Origin of the sequence: Mesorhizobium metallidurans STM 2683 (assembly GCF_000350085.1) — a bacterium.
Lineage (GTDB): Bacteria > Pseudomonadota > Alphaproteobacteria > Rhizobiales > Rhizobiaceae > Mesorhizobium > Mesorhizobium metallidurans.
In genome coordinates this window covers 20,459-38,153 of sequence record NZ_CAUM01000111.1, presented here as the reverse complement: position 1 = coordinate 38,153, position 17,695 = coordinate 20,459, and the positions used below count along the sequence as shown (strand labels likewise).

Sequence of the window (17,695 nt, the reverse complement as noted above, 5' to 3'; positions counted from 1 at the left end):
CCATGGAGCGAAGATCTGCTCCGGAGGGGAAGCTAGGCCGGAACGCCTGAGCGGTAAATCAGCAACTGCTTGCGGATAGGACTTTTTCTGGGTGTCCCCAGAGGCTCACTGCCTTTTGAGGGCAACCTGCCGATCGCGCGGCGGCAGTCAACCGATCAGCCGCCGGTGACGCTCATATGCCGCGACACCGATGGACGGTTGGTGCGCCGGTCGATGATGAAATCATGGCCCTTCGGTTTGCGGCCGATGGCTTCATCGATGGCGTCGGCGACCAATTCGTTGCCTTCGGACGCGCGCAACGGTGCGCGCAGGTCGGCGGCATCCTCCTGGCCCAGGCACATATAGAGCGTGCCGGTGCAGGTCAGCCGGACGCGGTTGCAGCTTTCGCAGAAATTATGCGTCATCGGCGTGATGAAGCCGAGCCGCCCGCCGGTCTCGGCGACGTGGACGTAACGGGCCGGACCGCCGGTCTTGAAGGGAATGTCGGTCAGCGTGAACTGCCGCTCCAGCGAAGCGCGCAGCAGCGACAGCGGCAGATACTGGTCGGTGCGATCGGCGTCGATCTCACCCATCGGCATGGTCTCGATGACCGTCAATTCCATGCCGCGGCCATGCGCCCAGCGCAGCATGTCGGGCAGCTCGGTGTCGTTGAAATCCTTCAGCGCCACCGCGTTGAGCTTTACTTTCAAGCCGGCCGCCTGCGCCGCGTCGATACCTTGCATGACCTTGTCGAGATGACCCCAACGGGTGATCTGGCGGAATTTGTCGGCGTCGAGCGTGTCCAGCGAGACGTTGATGCGCTTGACCCCGCAACCGGCGAGCTCTGCGGCAAAGCGCGAAAGCTGCGAGCCGTTGGTGGTGAGCGTCAATTCTTCCAGCGCACCGCTCTCGAGGTGACGCGAAAGCTGGCGCACCAGATGCATGATGTTCTTGCGCACCAGCGGCTCGCCGCCGGTCAGACGCAGTTTCCTGACACCTTTTTCGATGAAGACCGTGCACAGCCGATCGAGTTCCTCGAGCGACAGAAGATCCTTCTTGGGAAGGAACGTCATGTCCTCGGCCATGCAATAGGTGCAGCGGAAATCGCAGCGGTCGGTGACCGACACCCTGAGATAGCTGATCGTGCGACCGAAAGGATCGATCATGTCCATACTATGCGCTTCCCGTGGCCGCGAACGGCTTCGTTATATCTGGCTATGTGATACGATCCAGCCTGCCATTCAAGATAGATCGTCTCGATCTTTGGTAACATCCCGTCGCCGACAGATCGTGTCGGAAGTTTCGAAGCGACCTTTTCCCGTTGCGCCAAGCGGCGTAGGGAAGGGCACATCGATGCGGGATCTATCACCATGACGGCGCCGAAGGAACTCAGGGTCTCAAAGGACCGCAGGCTGCTGACCGTGACCTTCCCCGACCATCAGCCGTTCGAACTGCCGGCGGAGCTTCTGCGTGTTGCCTCGCCGTCGGCCGAAGTGCAGGGCCATTCGCCCGAACAGCGCGTGACAGTTCCCGGTAAGCGCAACGTCGCGATCCTCAAGATCGAGCCGGTCGGCAACTACGCCGTCCGCATCACCTTCGACGATTTCCACGACACCGGCATCTTTACCTGGAATTACCTGCATACGCTGGGCCATGAGAAGGAGGCGCGCTGGGCCGCCTATCTCGCCGAACTGCAGGAGAAGGGACTGAGCCGCGATCGCTAGCACCACTGGCAGTGTCATCCAGTACTGTCGTCAAAACGTCACGGATATCAGGTAGCGCCGGCAAAGGTTCGGAGACGAAAAATGTCCGTCATAAACACGGTCGAACAGCTCGAAGCCCTCTATGGCCTGCCCGGCGAAGCGTCGGTGGTCAAGGAACTCGACCATGTCATTCCCGAATACGCCGCCTTCATCGAGGCCTCGCCCTTCGTTGCGCTGGCGACCAGCGGGCCGGAAGGGCTGGACTGCTCGCCGCGCGGCGATCTTGCCGGCTTCGTGCGCATCCATGACCCGAAAACCCTGATGATGCCGGACCGGCGCGGCAACAACCGTGCCGATTCGCTGAAAAACATCATCCGCGATCCTCGCGTCGGGCTGCTGTTCCTGGTGCCGGGTTCCGGTACCACGCTGCGCGTCAACGGCCGGGCCACCATCACCACCGACACCGCGCTTTGCGCCTCCTTCACCGTCGAAGGCAAGCCGGCGCGCTCGGTCACGGTTGTCGATGTCGATTCGGTTTATTTCCAGTGCGCCCGCGCCATTGTCCGATCTGAGCTGTGGAACCCGGCAAAACATGTCGATCCAAAATCGCTGCCGACACCGGGAAAAATCCTGGAGGTCACCAGCCGCAAGAACATCGACGGCGAGGCCTATGACAAGGAATGGCCGGAACGGGCGAAGAAGTCGATGTGGTAAGACGATGCGGTAAAGCAGGCGCCGTCATGCTTCCTTCAGCACCTCGGCAACCTTGCGCATCTGCTCGCCGATCATGTCGCATTGCTCCGGCGTCGATTGGCTCATCGCCTTCTCGATCAGCGCCATGTGGACCTTCAGCGCCTGCATCAGCAGGGCCTCGCCGGCCGCGGTCAAGGTCAGCCGCAGCACCCGCTTGTCCTTGTCGTCGCCTTCGCGGCGCAGCAGGCCACGCGCCTCGAGCTGCGGCAAAAGCATGGTGATGTTGGAGCGCCCCACCAGCAGCCGCCTGGCGAGATCGTGCTGCGACATGCCGGGGTGGCGGTAGAGGTTCATCAGCACATCGAGCTGCGCTGGTTTCAGATCCAGCGGCACGAGCTTCACCGCCAGCGTGCGCTCCAGCACATGGCAGGCGCGCGCCACCGCGACCCAGTTGCGAAAACGCGGGTTGTCCCAGGGCAGCTCTTGCTTAATGTTCATGTTTGAACTATTATGTTCATGCTTGAACGAATGGATGGATCGCCACTATGGCATCATTTGGACTGAAGGTCATCCGGGGCGTGTTTGGCGCCGCCGAGCATGTCGCTCCCCGCCTTACCGGGCGCGCGGCGTTCGAACTGTTCTGCCGCACGCCGAACGCCAGGGCTTTGAGCGATGGGGAGCGCCGTGCCGTCGATCGCGCCGCCGCTTTCATGGCCGAGGCCCGCCACCATTGGCTGAAGACCGCAAAGGGCTGCGTCATGGTGCATGAGTTCCGGCCCGAGCCGGGCAGGGCGGTTCAGGGCACCGTGCTTGTCATCCATGGCTGGCGCTCACGCACCGAATATATGCGCGCGATGATCGAGGGCTATCGCGATGCCGGTTACAAGGTCGTTTCGCTCGACCTGCCTGGCCACGGCCAGTCGCAGGGCCGCCGGCTGACATTGGTCAGCGCGGTCGATGCAGCGCGGCTTGCCGGCGAATGGTTCGGGCCGTTCGCAGCGGTTGTCGGCCATTCCTTCGGCGGCGCCGTCGCTGCCAATGCCGTCGCCGGATCGGTCAGGAACATCCCACCATTGGCGGCCGAGCGGCTGGTGCTGATCGCGGCGCCGAGTTCCTTGCCGGCGATATTCACCGATTTCAGCCGCATGCTCAATGTCGGCCCGCGTTCGCAGGCCGCCATGGCCGACAGGGTCGAACACATCGCCGGCCGGCCGCTGCACGAATTCACCGGCGACCGCCAGCTTGCCAGCAGGCCGGTGCCGACGCTGGTCATCCATGCGCCGGACGATCGCGAAGTGTCCGCCGATCATGCAAGGCTTTACGCGGACGCCGGCGACCATGTCCGGCTCCATTGGGCGGACGGGCTCGGCCACCGTCGCATCCTCGCCGACAAGGCCGTGATCGAACGCGCCATCGGCTTCATTGCCGGCCACCGGGACCCGGTTTCGCTGCACTGAGGCTAAGTTTCTTGTTGCTTTTTCCGGCCGGCTTCGACCGGCAGCCCAGCAGCTTTCCATGCGGTAAAGCCGCCAAGGATATGCTTCACCGGTGACAGACCCATGTCCTGCGCCGTCTTGGTGGCGAGCGCCGAACGCCAGCCGCCGGCACAGAAGAAGACAAAGCTCTTTCCCGAGGCAAAGAACGGCTTGTGATAGGGGCTTTCGGGGTCGATCCAGAATTCCAGCATGCCGCGGGTAACATGTTTGGCGCCTGGAATCCTGCCGTCCCGCTCAACCTCGCGCGGGTCGCGCAGATCGACGAAGATCGTGCCTTCGTCGTCGAGCAGCCCGGCCGCTTCCTCCGGTGAAACCACTTCGATTTCGGCATTCGCCTCGTCGAGCAGCTCGCGATATCCTTTTTTCACCGGCTCACCCTCCCGACCGCATGTTTGCTGGCCGTCTGGATTTGCAGCATAACATCAGGCCTTTGTCACGCCGCGTCGGTGCTGGCCATCGCCTTCCACGCCGCCATCAACGGCGGCGCCAACGCCTGATACTCGCCCCGGCAGCGCCAGTTTCCAACCGGCGCGCGGCCAACGCGCTCCTGACGTCACGATGTTGTGAAACTGTTCTGCAACAGCGCCGCTGAAATTTATGGAAGCTTAACGAAATCGGTGTGAATCAGTATAGTCACGCCTTACATCCGTCATACGATGGGCGGGACCGTCGAGCGGCGGAACGGGAACCGGTTGCAACCGGAGCGGGTGATCCATGAAATTCCTCGGAAACAAGGCAACCGTGATACCGCTCGCGGCGGCCGCGGCAATGCTGGCCTTCGGCGCACCACAGGCAAACGGGCAAGGGCTTTTCGAGATGCTTTTCGGCGGCGGCATCAAGCGCGCGCCGCAAGGGGACTTTCCCCCGCCACCGTCGAGAAACAGGCCGAAGTACAAGGCGAAGCCAAACGCGCCAGCTGTTTCTCGCAATGGCGGCAGCAAACGCAGCGGCGGTGGAGGTGGCGGCGCGGCCGTCCAGATCAGCAGCCCGTCCTACTATACCTATAAAAGCGATCCGCTGGTGCGCGTCGACTTCGCGGCACTGGTGGCAACGCCCGGGCCGGCAGTGCCCGGGCCGCCAAAGCCGCAGGATGCCGCCTTCCAGCCGTCATCCGCCACCAATGCTGCCTTCCGCGAGGCGATTGCGGGACTCGACGGCTATGAACTCTTCGCCGAGAAGGACATCGCCAAGGCGCTCGTTGCCTATTATTCAGCCAACCCGGATTTCATCTGGGTCACCGGAACCAGCGCCAACAGCCGCGCCCAGGATGCGGTGCGGGTGCTGGGCGAGGCGGCGAGCTACGGCCTTGCGCCCGCGGACTATACGGTTGACGTGCCTGCAGCCAGCGCATCCACGGGCGACGCTGAGGCGCGGCTGAAGGAGCTTGTCCGCTTCGAGATGGCGCTGTCGGCACGCGTCCTGCGCTATGTTCGTGACGCGCAGAGCGGCCGTGTCGATCCCAATCGCATGACCGGCTACTATGATTTCCCGGCCAAGCCGCTCGATATGGAGGGCGTGCTCAAAACGCTGGCGCATACCCAGCAGGTGCGCACCTATCTCGGATCACGCCACCCGCAGAACGCTGAGTACCAGGCGTTGCGCGTCGAACTGGAATCGCTGCAGGCCAGCGCCGAAGACGAAATCGTCGTCGATCCCAAATTGCTGCTCAATCCGGGACAGAGCAGCCCCGAACTGCCGAAGCTGCTGACCAAGATCGCGCGCAATCTCGACGACGAGATGGGCGGCGCCTATGGCGAGACCATGGCCAGGCTGGCCACCAGCGAGGACTATGTTGCGGAGCTGGTGCCGGTCATCAAGGCGGTGCAGAAGAAAGCCGGAATGAAGGGCGACGGCGTCATCGGGCCGCGTACCGTCGCGGCATTGGCGGGAGCCTCGAAGGCCGACAAGATCCAGAAAGTGCAGGTCGCACTGGAAGAGTTGCGCTGGCTGCCTTCCGATCTCGGCAGTCCGCGCGTCTTCATCAACCAGCCGGCGTTTACGGCGAGCTATATCGACAATGGCGAGGAGAAGCTGAAGACCCGCGCCATCATCGGCAGGACCACGAACCAGACAGCTTTCTTCTACGACAAGATCAAGCAGGTCGACTTCCACCCCTATTGGGGCGTACCGCAGTCGATTCTCGTCAACGAAATGCTGCCCCAGCTGCGCCGCGATCCGGGCTATCTCGACCGCGCCGGCTATGAGGTGTTCAATACGCGCGGCAAGCGTATTCCCTCCTCGTCGGTCAATTGGGGCGCTTATGGCGCAAACATACCTTACAGCGTGCGTCAACTGCCGAGCGAGGCCAATGCGTTGGGCGAGTTGAAGATCCTGTTCCCCAATAAGCACGCTATCTACATGCACGACACGCCGCAGAAGTCGCTTTTCAAGCGTGACATGCGCGCGCTCAGCCATGGCTGCGTGCGTCTGCAGGATCCGCGCGGTATGGCGGCCGCCGTCCTCGGCACCTCGGTCGACTACATTGCCGAGAAGTTGAAACTCGGACGTTCGACCGAGGATGTGACGCGCACGATCCCGGTCTATGTCGCCTATTTCACCGCCTGGCCCGATATGGCCGGCAATGTCGAATATTTCAACGACATCTACGACCGCGACACGCGGCTGCAGCAGGCGATCGACAGCACGGAAGCGGTGCGCTCACCGGCAAGCTGAACCCAACTCGAGCGGTTCATCGTTTCACGGAACGCCGAACCGCTCGATCTCTTTGTTTTGCGCAATTCCGGATGGAAACCGTTTCACACTTTTCCTGGAATTGCTCTAAAGCTGATAGAACGGGCGACGGAAGCCGGCTTCGCGGCCGGCGATCAGCCAGTAGATCAGGCCGGCGATGAGGCCGGCGCCGGCAATGATGCCGATATCGGCCCAGCGCTCGGGGCTCATATCCTCCGGCGCGCTCGGCCGGACCAGTGCGAAGCCGCCGATCGCGGCCGCGGCGCCGAAGAACATGTGCAGCCAGAAATTGCGCAGCGAAAAGAATTCGGCGATCAGCGCGAAGATCAGGGTTTGCAGGCCGGTCAGTATGATCGTCAGGAAATAGACGAACATGCCGAGCGGCGGCACGACCAGCGCCATGATCGGCGTGACCCCCATGAAACCGAAATACTCCGGCGCGTTGGGCAGCGAGCTCAACGCGGCGTAGATGGCCACCACCGCGATCAGCCCGATCAGCACCGCAACAAAATAGCCGGCAAACATCATCAGGACGCGTTTCAATAGGTGCTTCGCCATGCCCACCCCCGTGCAGCGCAGTGATAACGCCGCAGTCAGCCATCAAAGACGCATGGACGCAAGGGGAGGCAGAAAGCCGGTTGGCCTGAGCATGCTTCGAATGCGGACTGTTGGCAGGATCTATTTCGGCTCGGCCGTCACCGGGTCGTAGGTGATTTCGACTTTCGCCTTGTCGGTCGTGTAGTAGGTGACGGTGTAGGCGCCGCTGTCCCAATCGACCTCTTCCACATAGCGAAAATCGTTGCGCTGCTCGACCTTGGCGATGATCTCTGACAGCTTCTTGGCATTCGGCGGCGGCAACGGTCCGTCGGCGGCAAAGGCCGATGCGACGAGGAAGAGAACGGCGACACCTGTCGCCAAGGCAAGTCTGGACATGGCTTTCCCTCACACTTCGATAACCAGAAACTCGCTTCCAGGCAGGTTTGTTCCACCTCCTAAAGTGCAGCTGTTCCGTTATGCCAGCATTGTTTGTATCGTTCCGTCGGAGGCCGTCCCAAGCGCCGTGAACGACTGTGCTGAATCGATGATAGTCGTTTGATTCAATGCGTAGGGGCGAAGACTCTACCGACAATTTCTGAACAGCCGGGCAGCCAAGCATCGACAATGCAGCTGCCTGCGGTCTATTAGCTGATCGTGGTAGAGATTTTGCGAAGACCCTGCTAGGGTTCGTGACAAGACGGGGCGACATCGGCGCGTTGCACCTGCCGGGGATCTTCTTCCAGCAAAGCGGCGAAGTGTTCAGGGGCAGGTAGTCGCCTGCGCTGGCGCAGACCAGAAAAGACCGGGGCTCAGACATGGCTGAACGGAACTATACCCGTCAGCTTGCAACAATCATTTCCATAGATGCCGTCGGATTCTCGCGGCTGATGGGTCTTGACGATGAATCGGCTGTCGCCGCGTTCGAGGAAAGGCGCGACATCATCGCCGACAGTTGCAGCACCTTTGGCGGCCGCACCTTCGGCGATGCCGGCGACAGCATCATGGCCGAATTCGGCAATCCTATCGAGGCACTGCGCGCGGCGTTCGATTTTCAGGGCCGCATCGTCACGCTCAATTCATCGGTCGACGAAGCCATGCGCATGCCCTTTCGCGTCGGCATCAACACCGGTGACGTCATCGTTCGCGAAGATCGGCTCTACGGTGACGACGTCAACATCGCTGCCAGGATTCAGGAGTTCGCGCCGCACGATGGTCTCGCCGTTTCGGAAACGACCTGGCACCACGTGAAGGACAAGACAGCGGCCGAGTTCATCGATCTAGGCGAATTCATGCTGAAGAACATCGCGCTGCCGGTGCGCGTTCTGATTGCAGGGCGCATCAGCAACGGGTCCTCGCCCTCGGCATTCGTCGCGGCCATGCCTCCAGTCAATGGTCAGCACAAGCAGTCGCCCAAAGGTCCGCCTGCGATCGCGGTGCTGCCGTTCCAGGGCGCTGGTGGCGAGCGCGATGTCGGCTACATGGCGGACGGCATCGCCGAAGACATCATATACGGCCTTTCGAACACCAGATGGCTCTCGGTGATCGCCAAGAGCTCCAGTTTCCAGTTTCGCGATGACACTCTGGGGACGCGGGTGATCGGCAATGCCCTTGGTGCGCGCTACATCGTCAGCGGCACACTGATGCGCAATGGCGGACAGATCCGCCTGAACACCTCGCTTGCCGACGTCTCGAACGGGCGATTGGTGTGGTCTCAACGCTTCGATCGCGACCTGGTCGACATCTTCAGTCTGCGCGACCAGATCGGCGCGGAGATCGTCTCGATCCTCGACAAGGAGGTCGACCGGGCCGAGCAGGTGCGCACTTTCCAGGTGCCCTGGGAAAGCCTGGAAACCTGGCAATTGGTGCGGCGCGGCCGCTGGCACATGAACCGGCGCACGCGCGGCGACACTGAAATCGCCTTGGACTTCTTCGAAAAGGCGCACCGGGAGGACCCCAATTCGAGTGCCGTTCTGAACGAACTGGCATGGTGGTATTTCTGGCGGGCCTGGCTGCGCTTCGGCGACAATGACGATCTGAACAAGGTCGAGCAATATGCGCGCAAGGCCCTGCTGATGGACAGCCTGGATGCACGCCCGCATGCACATCTTGGCGTCATCGACATCATGCGGGGAAGGCCGCGGGCCGCGGTCGACCACCTGGAGGAAGCGATCCACATCAATCCGAGCTTTGCCTTCGCGCGCTCGGCCATGGGCAGTGCCCGCCTCTTGCTCGGCGATGCCGCCGGCGCAATTCCGTTCTTTCTCGATACCGAACGACTGAGCCCCTTCGACCTCTATCGGTTCCACAATCTGGGGGAACTGGCGGCGGCCTACAGCTTCGTCGAAGACTGGCCGTCGGTGATCGCCACCGCTGACCGCTCGCTCAACCTGTCGCCGGGGTATTTCTACGCCAGGTTCCTGAAGATCGGCGCCTTGATGCGCGGCGGCCGCGAGGAAGAGGCCAGGCGGGAGATGGCCGTTTTCGCAACCAGGCACCCGGATTTCTCGGAGCAACGGGTGCGCTGGATACCTTTCGCCGACAAGGCGGCGAATGAGTTCCTCATCGGCAATTTCGAAATGGCCAGCAACATGATCGAAGCGGGCGAACACCAACAACTGTGAGGAAATTCACATACGCGCAACCGCTGCGAACCTAGGCCAGAGATAGCCGGTATCGCAACAATGTGAACGGCCGGGGGGCTTGAATGCGCATGTTCAGGATCAAGTATTTCGATGCCGTCCGCGAGGCCCGGGAAAACCAGCGTCCGCTGGCGGAAATGCCGCCATTCGACCTCGGACGGCTGCGTTCCAACGGTGGTCTTGCGGCGCGCATAACAGGCTTCCTCTTCAGTGACCCTCGCTGGGCGCTGGCGCTGCTGCGCCGGTTCTGGCCGAACCTTGCCTTCGGCAATTTCCTGCTTGTCACCAGGAACGCCGACGTTCGCGACATTTTGGAGCGCGGTGACGAGTTCCAGACCCCTTACGGACCCGAGATGACCGAACTGGCTCGTGGGTCGAACTTCATCCTCGGCATGCAGGACGGCGCCGACTATCGCCGCATGAAGTCGTCGGTGCTCAGCGCTTTCCCGCCGGCCGAGGTAGAGGCCGCCGTCAGGCCGATCGCCGCACGCCATTCCGGGGAGATCATGACCCGCGCCAGTCCTGGATTCGATGCCATCTCCGGGCTGATGAAAATCGTGCCGGTGCACATCTGCCGCGATTATTTCGGTCTCGAGATCGACGACGAATCCGAATTCGCCGATTGGGCAATCGCCTTGAGCGCGCTGTTCTTTTCCGATCCGCTGGCAAAACCGGTCACACGCGAGCTTGCCGTGGTCGCCGGCGACCGGCTGATCAAGGTCATAGACCGCTCCATCGACGCGATCAGGCAGGGGGGCGCGAAGGCCGAGCAGCCGCTGCCAAGACTTGTCGCCCTTCTCGATCAGGGCAAGCTGTCGCTGCCCGACATCCATTCGATCATGCTAGGCATGGTCACCGGCTTTGTCCCGACCAATGTGCTGGCCGGCGGCAATTGCCTCGACGTAATACTGTCCCGGTCCGACGCACGGCAGGCCATCGATGCGGCGCTCGCCAAGGACGATACCGGCAAGCTTGATCGGGCGATCCTCGAAGCCATGCGCTTCAAGCCGATCTGGGTCGGTCCGTGGCGTTACACGTCGCGTGACACCACGATCGCCAGGGGCACGCGCCGCGAGCGCCTGGTGAAGGCAGGAACGGTGGTCATGCCGGCAACGCTGTCGGCGATGTTCGACGCGGAAGCCGTGCAAAACCCGAACGCGTTCGACACCTCGCGCCCGCAACGCGACTACATGGTGTTCGGCCACGGCATTCATCTGTGCATCGGCGCCGAGATCGCCAGGATCCAGATCGGCGAAAGCCTGCGCGCCCTGTTCCAGAAGCAGGGTGTACGGCGCGCGCGCGGCAGGGCCGGACGCATGAGCAGCGTCGGCGCCTATCCGGAAAGCCTCAAGATCGATTTCGAGCGGCCCGCGCTTTGCCGCACCGTCGACCATTCGATGGTGACGGTGGTCTGCCCGATCACCCGGGCCGCGCCGCTGGACGCCCTCCGCGACAAGGTCGCGGCACTCGGCAATCCGGCCAATGAAGAGATCCGCGCCGCGCTCGATATCGCCGGCACCATTCACTTCACCAGCCTGGCCGTTGCCGGCACTGGCGAGACCGATGACGCTTCAGGTCTTGAGAAGGGCGCTCTGGTTCTCGAAGTCTCCGGCGACGGCAGCAGCGATGAGGTCATCGACGCTGTCTCGCAAGCCATCGGTCACTGGCTGCTACCGATTCTGGAAGACGTCTGCGGCCTGCCCGATGGCGGTTCGCTGAACGACTTCCTGCGCAAGCACAATGTCGAGATATCGCCGTCTTTCGGCAGCAATGCCGGGCTGGTGTTTTCCGGCACGCCGGGACATTCGGTCCGCCGCATCCTGGCCGAAGCCGAACTCGCCGACACCATCCGCGACATCGTCGAACAGCCGCGCGACGGCAATGGCGATGCCGCCGCCGTGCTCACTGAGGCCCGCCGGCATGTCCAGTCGCTCGGCAAGTTCGGCTGGGCGTTCCAGCCAGCAGAAAGCCTGCTCGAAAGGCCGCCGGGAAAATGGTGGCAAGCCATCACTACCACCCTGCTGGCGCCGACCGTGCTTGTCACCGTCACGCTGCTGGTTCTTGCCTGTTGGCGCGCGACCTACGTGCTGGTGTTCGGCAATCCTGCCGGCCTGACCTTTCCCAACATCGCCATTGCTGGCACGTCACTGCTGTTGGCCGTGCTCGGATTGTTGGTAATGGCGATCGCGTTGATCGGCCTGTGCTTCGTCGCCCTGCGGCGCATCGAAGACATCGATCGCCCTCACAACACGCCTGTCGACCTCGATGCGCTGGACAAGATCATCGTCCACGAGGACCGCAGCGCCCAGAACCATTTGACGGCGATATCGACGATGAAGGTCGGAACCTTGCGGCGGCTTGCGCTCAGGCTTTCCTTCTACCTGATCTCGATCTCGGCGCAGAAGGTGTTCAAGCCCGGCTTCCTCGCCACCATCAACACCATCCATTTCGCCCGCTGGGTGCTGCTGCCCGGCACCAACCGGTTGATGTTCCTTTCCAACTATGGCGGCAGCTGGGAGAGCTATCTCGAGGATTTCATCGCCAAGGCCGCGGCCGGACTGACCGGCGTATGGAGCAACACCGAGGGTTACCCGCGCACGCGCTGGCTGTTCCTCGACGGCGCACGTGACGGCGACCGCTTCAAGCGGTGGGCACGGCGCCAGCAGGTGCCGACGCTGTTCTGGTATTCGGCCTATCCGGCCCTCAACACGATCCGCATCCGCGCCAACTCCAGGATCCGGCGCGGCATCGCTTCGGCAACCGCCGACCAGGCGCGCGACTGGCTGAGCCTGTTCGGCTCCCTGCCGCGCCCGCAGGCGAGGAGGGTGGAAGCGGCAAATCTGTTCACATCCGCGCCGACACCGGTCGAGCAGCTGGAAACCGGCGAGATCCAGTCCGTCTTCTTCGGCCCCTTCGGTTCGCTCGGTCATGCCCATATGCTGGCGATAGCCGTGCCGGACACACTGTCCCGGATCAGTCGCAAGGCGTGGCTGGAGTTCATCGTCGCACAAACGAGCTTCGGCGACGGCGCGCCGGCAAAGCGCGCAATGACGGTGGCGTTCGGGCCCGACGGCCTTCGCCGCCTAGGCCTGGAGGGTGGCGTCGACGACGATCCGCTCGATACGTTCTCGGTTGCCTTTCGCCATGGCATGGGCAATCCCGAGCGCAGCCGCATCCTCGACGATGTCGGTGACAGCGTGCCCGACAAATGGCGGTGGGGCTCGCCCCGGAAACCGGCGGATGCAGTCATCGTCTGCTATGCCGAAAGCGCGGAGATGCTGGCGGCCGAAATCGCTGCCCTGAAGCGAAAGACGACGGGCGCGGGGATGAAACTCGTCGCCGAATTGGCGCTTGCGGTGAAGCGCGAGGGCAAGCGCGCGGTGGAGCATTTCGGCTTCGTCGACGGTGTTTCACAGCCGATCGTCAGGGGCACGGCGCGTGCCAATGCCGGCGCGGCGCCGATGCATCTGGTCGCACCGGGCGAGTTCCTGTTCGGCTATCGCGACGAGCACGGCTTCTATCCGGCCTCGCCATCCGTCCGGGCCTCGCAGGACCGGTCCGGCATCCTGTCGTCGGTGCGTCGCAACCGGCAAATCGCGGGCATGCCACCGCCGCCGCACGATTTCGGCCGCAACGGCTCCTTCCTTGTCGTGCGCCAGTTCGAGCAGCACGTCGACATATTCGACGATTACTGCAAGGCCGCGGCCATGCAGGCGGCAAGCGAAACCGGCAATCCCGCCATCACGCCGCGCTGGGTCGCCGCCAAGATGCTTGGCCGTTGGCCGGACGGCAGCTCGCTGGTGCGCAATCCCGACGGCCGCCCCGGCCGCCCGGCCGACAATGATTTTGCCTTCGGCACCGAGGACCCACAGGGGCATCGCTGCCCGCTCGGCGCCCATGTCCGGCGCTCGAATCCCCGCGATTCGCTGGGCGAAGACCGCGAGACGCAAATCAGGATCGGCAAGCGCCACCGCATCATCCGGGTCGGCCGCACCTATCTGAAGCAGGACAAGAAGGGCGGAAAGGTCGAGAAGGGCCTGCTCTTCATGTGCCTCAACGCCGACATCGAGCGCCAGTATGAATTCATGCAGCAAACCTGGGTCTCATCGACTTCGTTCCAGGGGCTGGTCGCCGAAAAGGACCCGACCATCGGCTCGCGTGACGGCGGCGGCAGGTTCACCATCCCGTCCTGGGAGGGCGTCACCGTGCTGAAGGGGATACCGCAATTCGTCACCACAAGGGGAGGGGGTTATTTCTTCATGCCGGGCAAGTCTTCGCTGCGCTATCTGATTTCGCGGCTCTGATTCGGGGACGCATCCCCGAATCGGATTCGAGGACGCATCCCCGAATCGCCGTCCTCAGTCGTTGTCCTGCGAGTCGGCGATATGACTGAGCGCCCTGGCGTCGGTGATGCGCAGGCCGCCGCGCTTGATGGCGATGATCTGCCGGCTGCGCCAGTCGTTGAGCGTCTTGTTGACCGACTCGCGCGTGGCGCCAAGGAACTCGCCCAGTTCAGACTGCGAGATCGGTATCCAGCCTTCGCCGTCGGCTATGACGCCACCCAGAAAGACCAGTCGTTTTGCCAGCCTCGCCTCGATGCCGAAAAAGGCCTGATCCCCGAGCTCGCCGCTGACCCAGCGCAGCCGCGCGCACAAAAGTTCGATCATGGCGCGCGCCAGGGATGGATTTTTCTCAATCCGATCAAACAGTTGTGTTCGGCTGATCGAAACCAGTTCGCAGGCAGTGAGACAGATCGCGGTGGCCGTGCGTGGGCGCCCGTCAAGTGCCCCGATCTCTCCGACCAGGCTGCGTGACAGCTCGATATTGGCCACCAGCTTTTGGCCGCCAGGCGAATAGATCGAGATCTCCACCGTGCCCTTCATCACACCGTAGATGCGGTCGGCGGCATCTTCCTGGACGAACAAATGCTGGCCGGCGGCATAGCGTTCGATTTTGCAACCACTGAACAGCAGATCGAACTGGCGCGGATCGATGCGCGCAAGGCGCGGCAGATCATCTCTGTCGTTCGCGCCAGCAAAAGCCATATCGATGCCCCAATTTCCGTAATCGCTAAAGTTTACGGCAAGACTGGTGCGCATCAAAGCCCGGTGTTCATCCATGTCACGGCTCCTTCGAAAGGCATGGGATCGGACACCGGAGCATCCGGTATCCGATCCGCCTGCATTGAAGGCCGTCTGCACGCGCGGTGGGAGGAACCGAACGCGCAGACGGCAACTGTGAAATGCCTAGGTGATCAAAAACCCCGCCAAAAATCCCCGCCTTGGGCCGGTTGCTTTCCGGACCACGAATTTTGTTGCGCACGGCCAAATCGAATCTCGACCGCGCCGGGCTACGTTTGCGCGAAAACCTGCCATGGTCTGTGAAGAGCGTTACATAGCGCATTTGCAGCGGACCATGCCGCGCCGGCGGGCGCCTACATGGATGCAGGCACGAACCAGAGCCCTGTCGTCCAGGCTGGCGGCGAAATTCAGTGAATGTCGTGAAAACCGGTCATCCAACCTGTTCTGGAGGTCAGATGGTGGGCGATGCAGGGATTGAACCTGCGACCCCACCCGTGTGAAGGGTGTGCTCTCCCGCTGAGCTAATCGCCCGCTCGTTGCCCGAAGGCCAAGCGAGCCGCGATATAAGGGAGGCCGGCCCGCGAAGTCAAGGCGATGTCCGGCGTTCCAGCGAAGACCCGCGTGGGAGCGCCCGGCCGCCTTCGCGCTCAGTGTGCCGCGGCGGCAATCAGCCGTTCCGCCAGGTCGAGCGTCAGCGCGTCGAAATGCGAGATCACCGCCGACGGTTCGAATTCGCGCACATGACGGTCGGTGTAGCCGAAATCGACCGCCACCACCGGAATGCCGGCGGCTTTCGCCGTATCAATGTCGGTCTGCGAGTCGCCGACCATCAGCGCGCGGTGCGGGCTGCCGCCGGCGAGCGCGATGGTCTGTGTGAGATGGCGCGGGTCGGGTTTGCGGAAGGCGAACGTGTCCTGGCCGCAGATTGCGGCGAAATGCCTTGCCAGGCCGAGCGCATCGATCAGCGCCACCGAGTTGGCTTCGTATTTGTTGGTGCAGATGGCCAGGAGATAGCCGGCATTCTCGAACCGGGCGATCGCCTCGACGACACCGGGGTAGGGGCGCGATTTGCCGGGAATGTTGTCGGTGTAGTGATCGAGGAACAATCTCAGCAAGCGGTCGTGCTCGTCGACGGCGAGCGATCTTTGCTGCGCGGCATGCGCGCGCTCGATCATCACCCGGCCGCCATGGCCGACGAAGCGCCTGAAGCCGGCCTCGTCGACAGCCGCGAGTTCGCTGGCGGCGAGGCTGTGGTTGAGGCTGTCGAGCAGATCCGGCGCCGTGTCGATCAGCGTCCCATCGAGGTCGAACACGATGATCGGTCGAGTCATGGCCTGTCCTGTGACGATTGCATTGCCGCAGGCGATACCTCCTGCGATCCAATCAGGCAAGCCGGCTCAGGCAAGCCGTCTGGGCCAGTCCACAGCCAAGGTCTTTGACCGGGCGGGCAAAAATGCTAGGAGCGCGCAAACAAAACGAGGCGCGACAAGCGGCATGGATGCGAGGCAATTGAAGGTCGAGGCCGCGCGGGCAGCCCTTGCCCATGTCAGTGACGGCATGCGGCTCGGTATCGGTACCGGCACGACGGCCGAGGAGTTCGTGCGGCTGCTCGCACAAAAGGTCGCCACCGGCTTCACGATAATCGGTGTGCCGACTTCGGAGCGCACCGCCATCCTTTGCCGCGAGCTTGGCGTGCCGCTGTCGGACCTGGAGGAAACGCCAGAACTCGACCTCACCATTGACGGCGCCGACGAGGTCGACCCGGCGCTGACATTGATCAAGGGCGGCGGCGGCGCGCTGCTGCGCGAGAAGATCGTCGCGGCGGCATCCCAGCGCATGATCGTCATCGCCGACCGTTCGAAGATGGTCGCCACGCTCGGCCGTTTTCCACTGCCCATCGAAGTCAACCAATTCGGCCTGCGGTCCACGGAAATCGCGGTCGGCGCGGCGGCCAAAAGGCTTGGTCTCGCAGGTCCGGTCACATTGAGGATGACGGGAAGCCAGCCTTTTGTTACAGACGGCGGCCATTTTATCCTCGATGCATCTTTTGGCCGCATTCCGGATACAAGAGCGCTTTCGAATGCTCTCCACGCCATTCCAGGCGTGGTCGAGCATGGTCTTTTCATCGGGCTGGCGTCAGCGGCCATCATCGCCGGCGGCGACGGCATCCAAACCGTCCATGCCGCCCGAAAACCAGGGAGTTCTACCGATCATGATGTTGCATAACCGGGTTCGCCGTCTTTCCGCCGTTGTCGCGGCTTCGGCCGTCTTGGCGTTTTCCGCGCCGGCGTTTTCGCAGGACGTCACCGACGCGCATTTGAAAGCCGCGCGCGCCGCGGTTACGGCGATCCACGCGACGGACCCGTTCGACAACATCCTGCCGCAGGCAGCGGCCGCACTCGAGCAGCAGCTTATCCAGAAGAACCCGGACATGGAGGAACTGATCGGCAAGACGATCAGCGAGAAGGCGCTGTCGCTGGCCTCGCGCCGCGCCGACCTGGAGAAGGAAGCGGCCCTGGCCTATGCCAAGGTGTTTTCCGAACAGGAACTCAACGACATCGCCGCCTTCTACAGTTCGGAGTCCGGCAAGAAGCTGCTCGACAGCGGTCCGGCCGTGACGCGCGATCTGGTCAAGGCGGCCGACATCTGGCAGAACGGCCTCGCCCGCGATCTCGCCCAGCAGGTCGGCGAAACGCTGGCCGCCGCAGCGAAAGCCAAGGCGACGGCGGCGCCGGCCGATGCCACGGCACCTGCAGACGGCACGCAGAACTGATCCTGCTTCTCCTGGCGCCATTGGACCAGAAAAGCCCGGTATCGCGCATGACCCCGAAATCGAATTCGATTTCGGAAAGGATCATGCGCAAATCAAAAGCTCT

15 protein-coding genes and 1 tRNA gene are annotated in these 17,695 nt (G+C 62.8%); 8 read left to right on the top strand and 8 right to left on the bottom strand.

Translation table 11 applies throughout. The features are described 5' to 3' along the window. Positions 1–155 precede the first annotated feature (155 nt). Entirely contained in the window at positions 156–1,151 is a 996-nt protein-coding gene (gene moaA, locus MESS2_RS18035; protein ID WP_008875829.1) for a GTP 3',8-cyclase MoaA, read from the bottom strand. 198 nt (positions 1,152–1,349) lie between these two features. Here moaA and MESS2_RS18030 point away from each other — a divergent pair, with 198 nt between their 5' ends. Next, the gene (locus MESS2_RS18030; protein ID WP_008875827.1) at positions 1,350–1,703 is read left to right on the top strand and encodes a gamma-butyrobetaine hydroxylase family protein; all 354 of its coding nucleotides are present in this window, start codon (positions 1,350–1,352) and stop codon (positions 1,701–1,703) included. Positions 1,704–1,784: 81 nt separating this feature from the next. Beyond that, entirely contained in the window at positions 1,785–2,396 is a 612-nt protein-coding gene (locus tag MESS2_RS18025; RefSeq protein WP_008875826.1) for a pyridoxamine 5'-phosphate oxidase family protein, read from the top strand. 24 nt (positions 2,397–2,420) lie between these two features. Here MESS2_RS18025 and MESS2_RS18020 read toward each other — a convergent pair whose 3' ends face one another. Beyond that, entirely contained in the window at positions 2,421–2,873 is a 453-nt protein-coding gene (locus tag MESS2_RS18020) for a MarR family winged helix-turn-helix transcriptional regulator (protein ID WP_008875825.1), read from the bottom strand. A gap of 47 nt (positions 2,874–2,920) precedes the next feature. Between MESS2_RS18020 and MESS2_RS18015 the strand changes: the two genes are divergently transcribed. Beyond that, positions 2,921–3,832, top strand: a complete 912-nt coding sequence (locus tag MESS2_RS18015) for an alpha/beta hydrolase (protein ID WP_008875824.1) — start codon at positions 2,921–2,923, stop codon at positions 3,830–3,832. Between the two features lie 2 nt (positions 3,833–3,834). Here MESS2_RS18015 and MESS2_RS18010 read toward each other — a convergent pair whose 3' ends face one another. Beyond that, positions 3,835–4,239 (bottom strand): rhodanese-like domain-containing protein, encoded by a 405-nt coding sequence (locus tag MESS2_RS18010; RefSeq protein ID WP_008875823.1) that lies wholly within the window; start codon positions 4,237–4,239, stop codon positions 3,835–3,837. Between the two features lie 346 nt (positions 4,240–4,585). On the opposite strand from MESS2_RS18010, the gene MESS2_RS18005 reads away from it, so the two are divergent. Further along, positions 4,586–6,544, top strand: coding sequence for a L,D-transpeptidase family protein (locus tag MESS2_RS18005; protein ID WP_008875822.1), 1,959 nt, complete (start codon positions 4,586–4,588; stop codon positions 6,542–6,544). Between the two features lie 105 nt (positions 6,545–6,649). On the opposite strand, the gene MESS2_RS18000 is transcribed toward MESS2_RS18005, so the two are convergent. After that, complete coding sequence (locus MESS2_RS18000) at positions 6,650–7,120, bottom strand: hypothetical protein (protein WP_008875821.1); 471 nt, start codon at positions 7,118–7,120, stop codon at positions 6,650–6,652. A 120-nt stretch (positions 7,121–7,240) separates the two neighbouring features. Further along, a complete protein-coding gene (locus MESS2_RS17995; protein ID WP_008875820.1) occupies positions 7,241–7,495 on the bottom strand; it encodes a PepSY domain-containing protein in 255 nt (84 codons plus the stop codon). A gap of 419 nt (positions 7,496–7,914) precedes the next feature. Here MESS2_RS17995 and MESS2_RS17990 point away from each other — a divergent pair, with 419 nt between their 5' ends. After that, positions 7,915–9,720 carry an adenylate/guanylate cyclase domain-containing protein gene (locus MESS2_RS17990; RefSeq protein WP_008875818.1) on the top strand — a complete coding sequence of 602 codons (1,806 nt, stop codon included), beginning with the start codon at positions 7,915–7,917 and terminating at the stop codon, positions 9,718–9,720. A gap of 83 nt (positions 9,721–9,803) precedes the next feature. Then, positions 9,804–14,042, top strand: a complete 4,239-nt coding sequence (locus tag MESS2_RS17985; RefSeq protein ID WP_008875817.1) for a cytochrome P450 — start codon at positions 9,804–9,806, stop codon at positions 14,040–14,042. 54 nt (positions 14,043–14,096) lie between these two features. On the opposite strand, the gene MESS2_RS17980 is transcribed toward MESS2_RS17985, so the two are convergent. From MESS2_RS17980 to MESS2_RS17970, 3 genes are all read right to left on the bottom strand, one after another. Beyond that, on the bottom strand, positions 14,097–14,783 hold the full coding sequence (locus tag MESS2_RS17980) for a Crp/Fnr family transcriptional regulator (protein ID WP_040593453.1): 687 nt from the start codon (positions 14,781–14,783) through the stop codon (positions 14,097–14,099). Positions 14,784–15,275: 492 nt separating this feature from the next. After that, positions 15,276–15,350: transfer RNA gene (locus MESS2_RS17975), tRNA-Val, on the bottom strand. A 116-nt stretch (positions 15,351–15,466) separates the two neighbouring features. Beyond that, complete coding sequence (locus tag MESS2_RS17970; protein ID WP_008875813.1) at positions 15,467–16,150, bottom strand: phosphoglycolate phosphatase; 684 nt, start codon at positions 16,148–16,150, stop codon at positions 15,467–15,469. 163 nt (positions 16,151–16,313) lie between these two features. Here MESS2_RS17970 and rpiA point away from each other — a divergent pair, with 163 nt between their 5' ends. Together rpiA and MESS2_RS17960 are read left to right on the top strand one after the other, a co-directional pair. After that, positions 16,314–17,045, top strand: coding sequence for a ribose-5-phosphate isomerase RpiA (gene rpiA / locus MESS2_RS17965; RefSeq protein WP_008875812.1), 732 nt, complete (start codon positions 16,314–16,316; stop codon positions 17,043–17,045). Continuing rightward, complete coding sequence (locus MESS2_RS17960) at positions 17,032–17,592, top strand: DUF2059 domain-containing protein (protein WP_051069121.1); 561 nt, start codon at positions 17,032–17,034, stop codon at positions 17,590–17,592. The genes rpiA and MESS2_RS17960 overlap by 14 nt, the downstream gene beginning before the upstream one ends. Positions 17,593–17,695 lie beyond the last annotated feature (103 nt).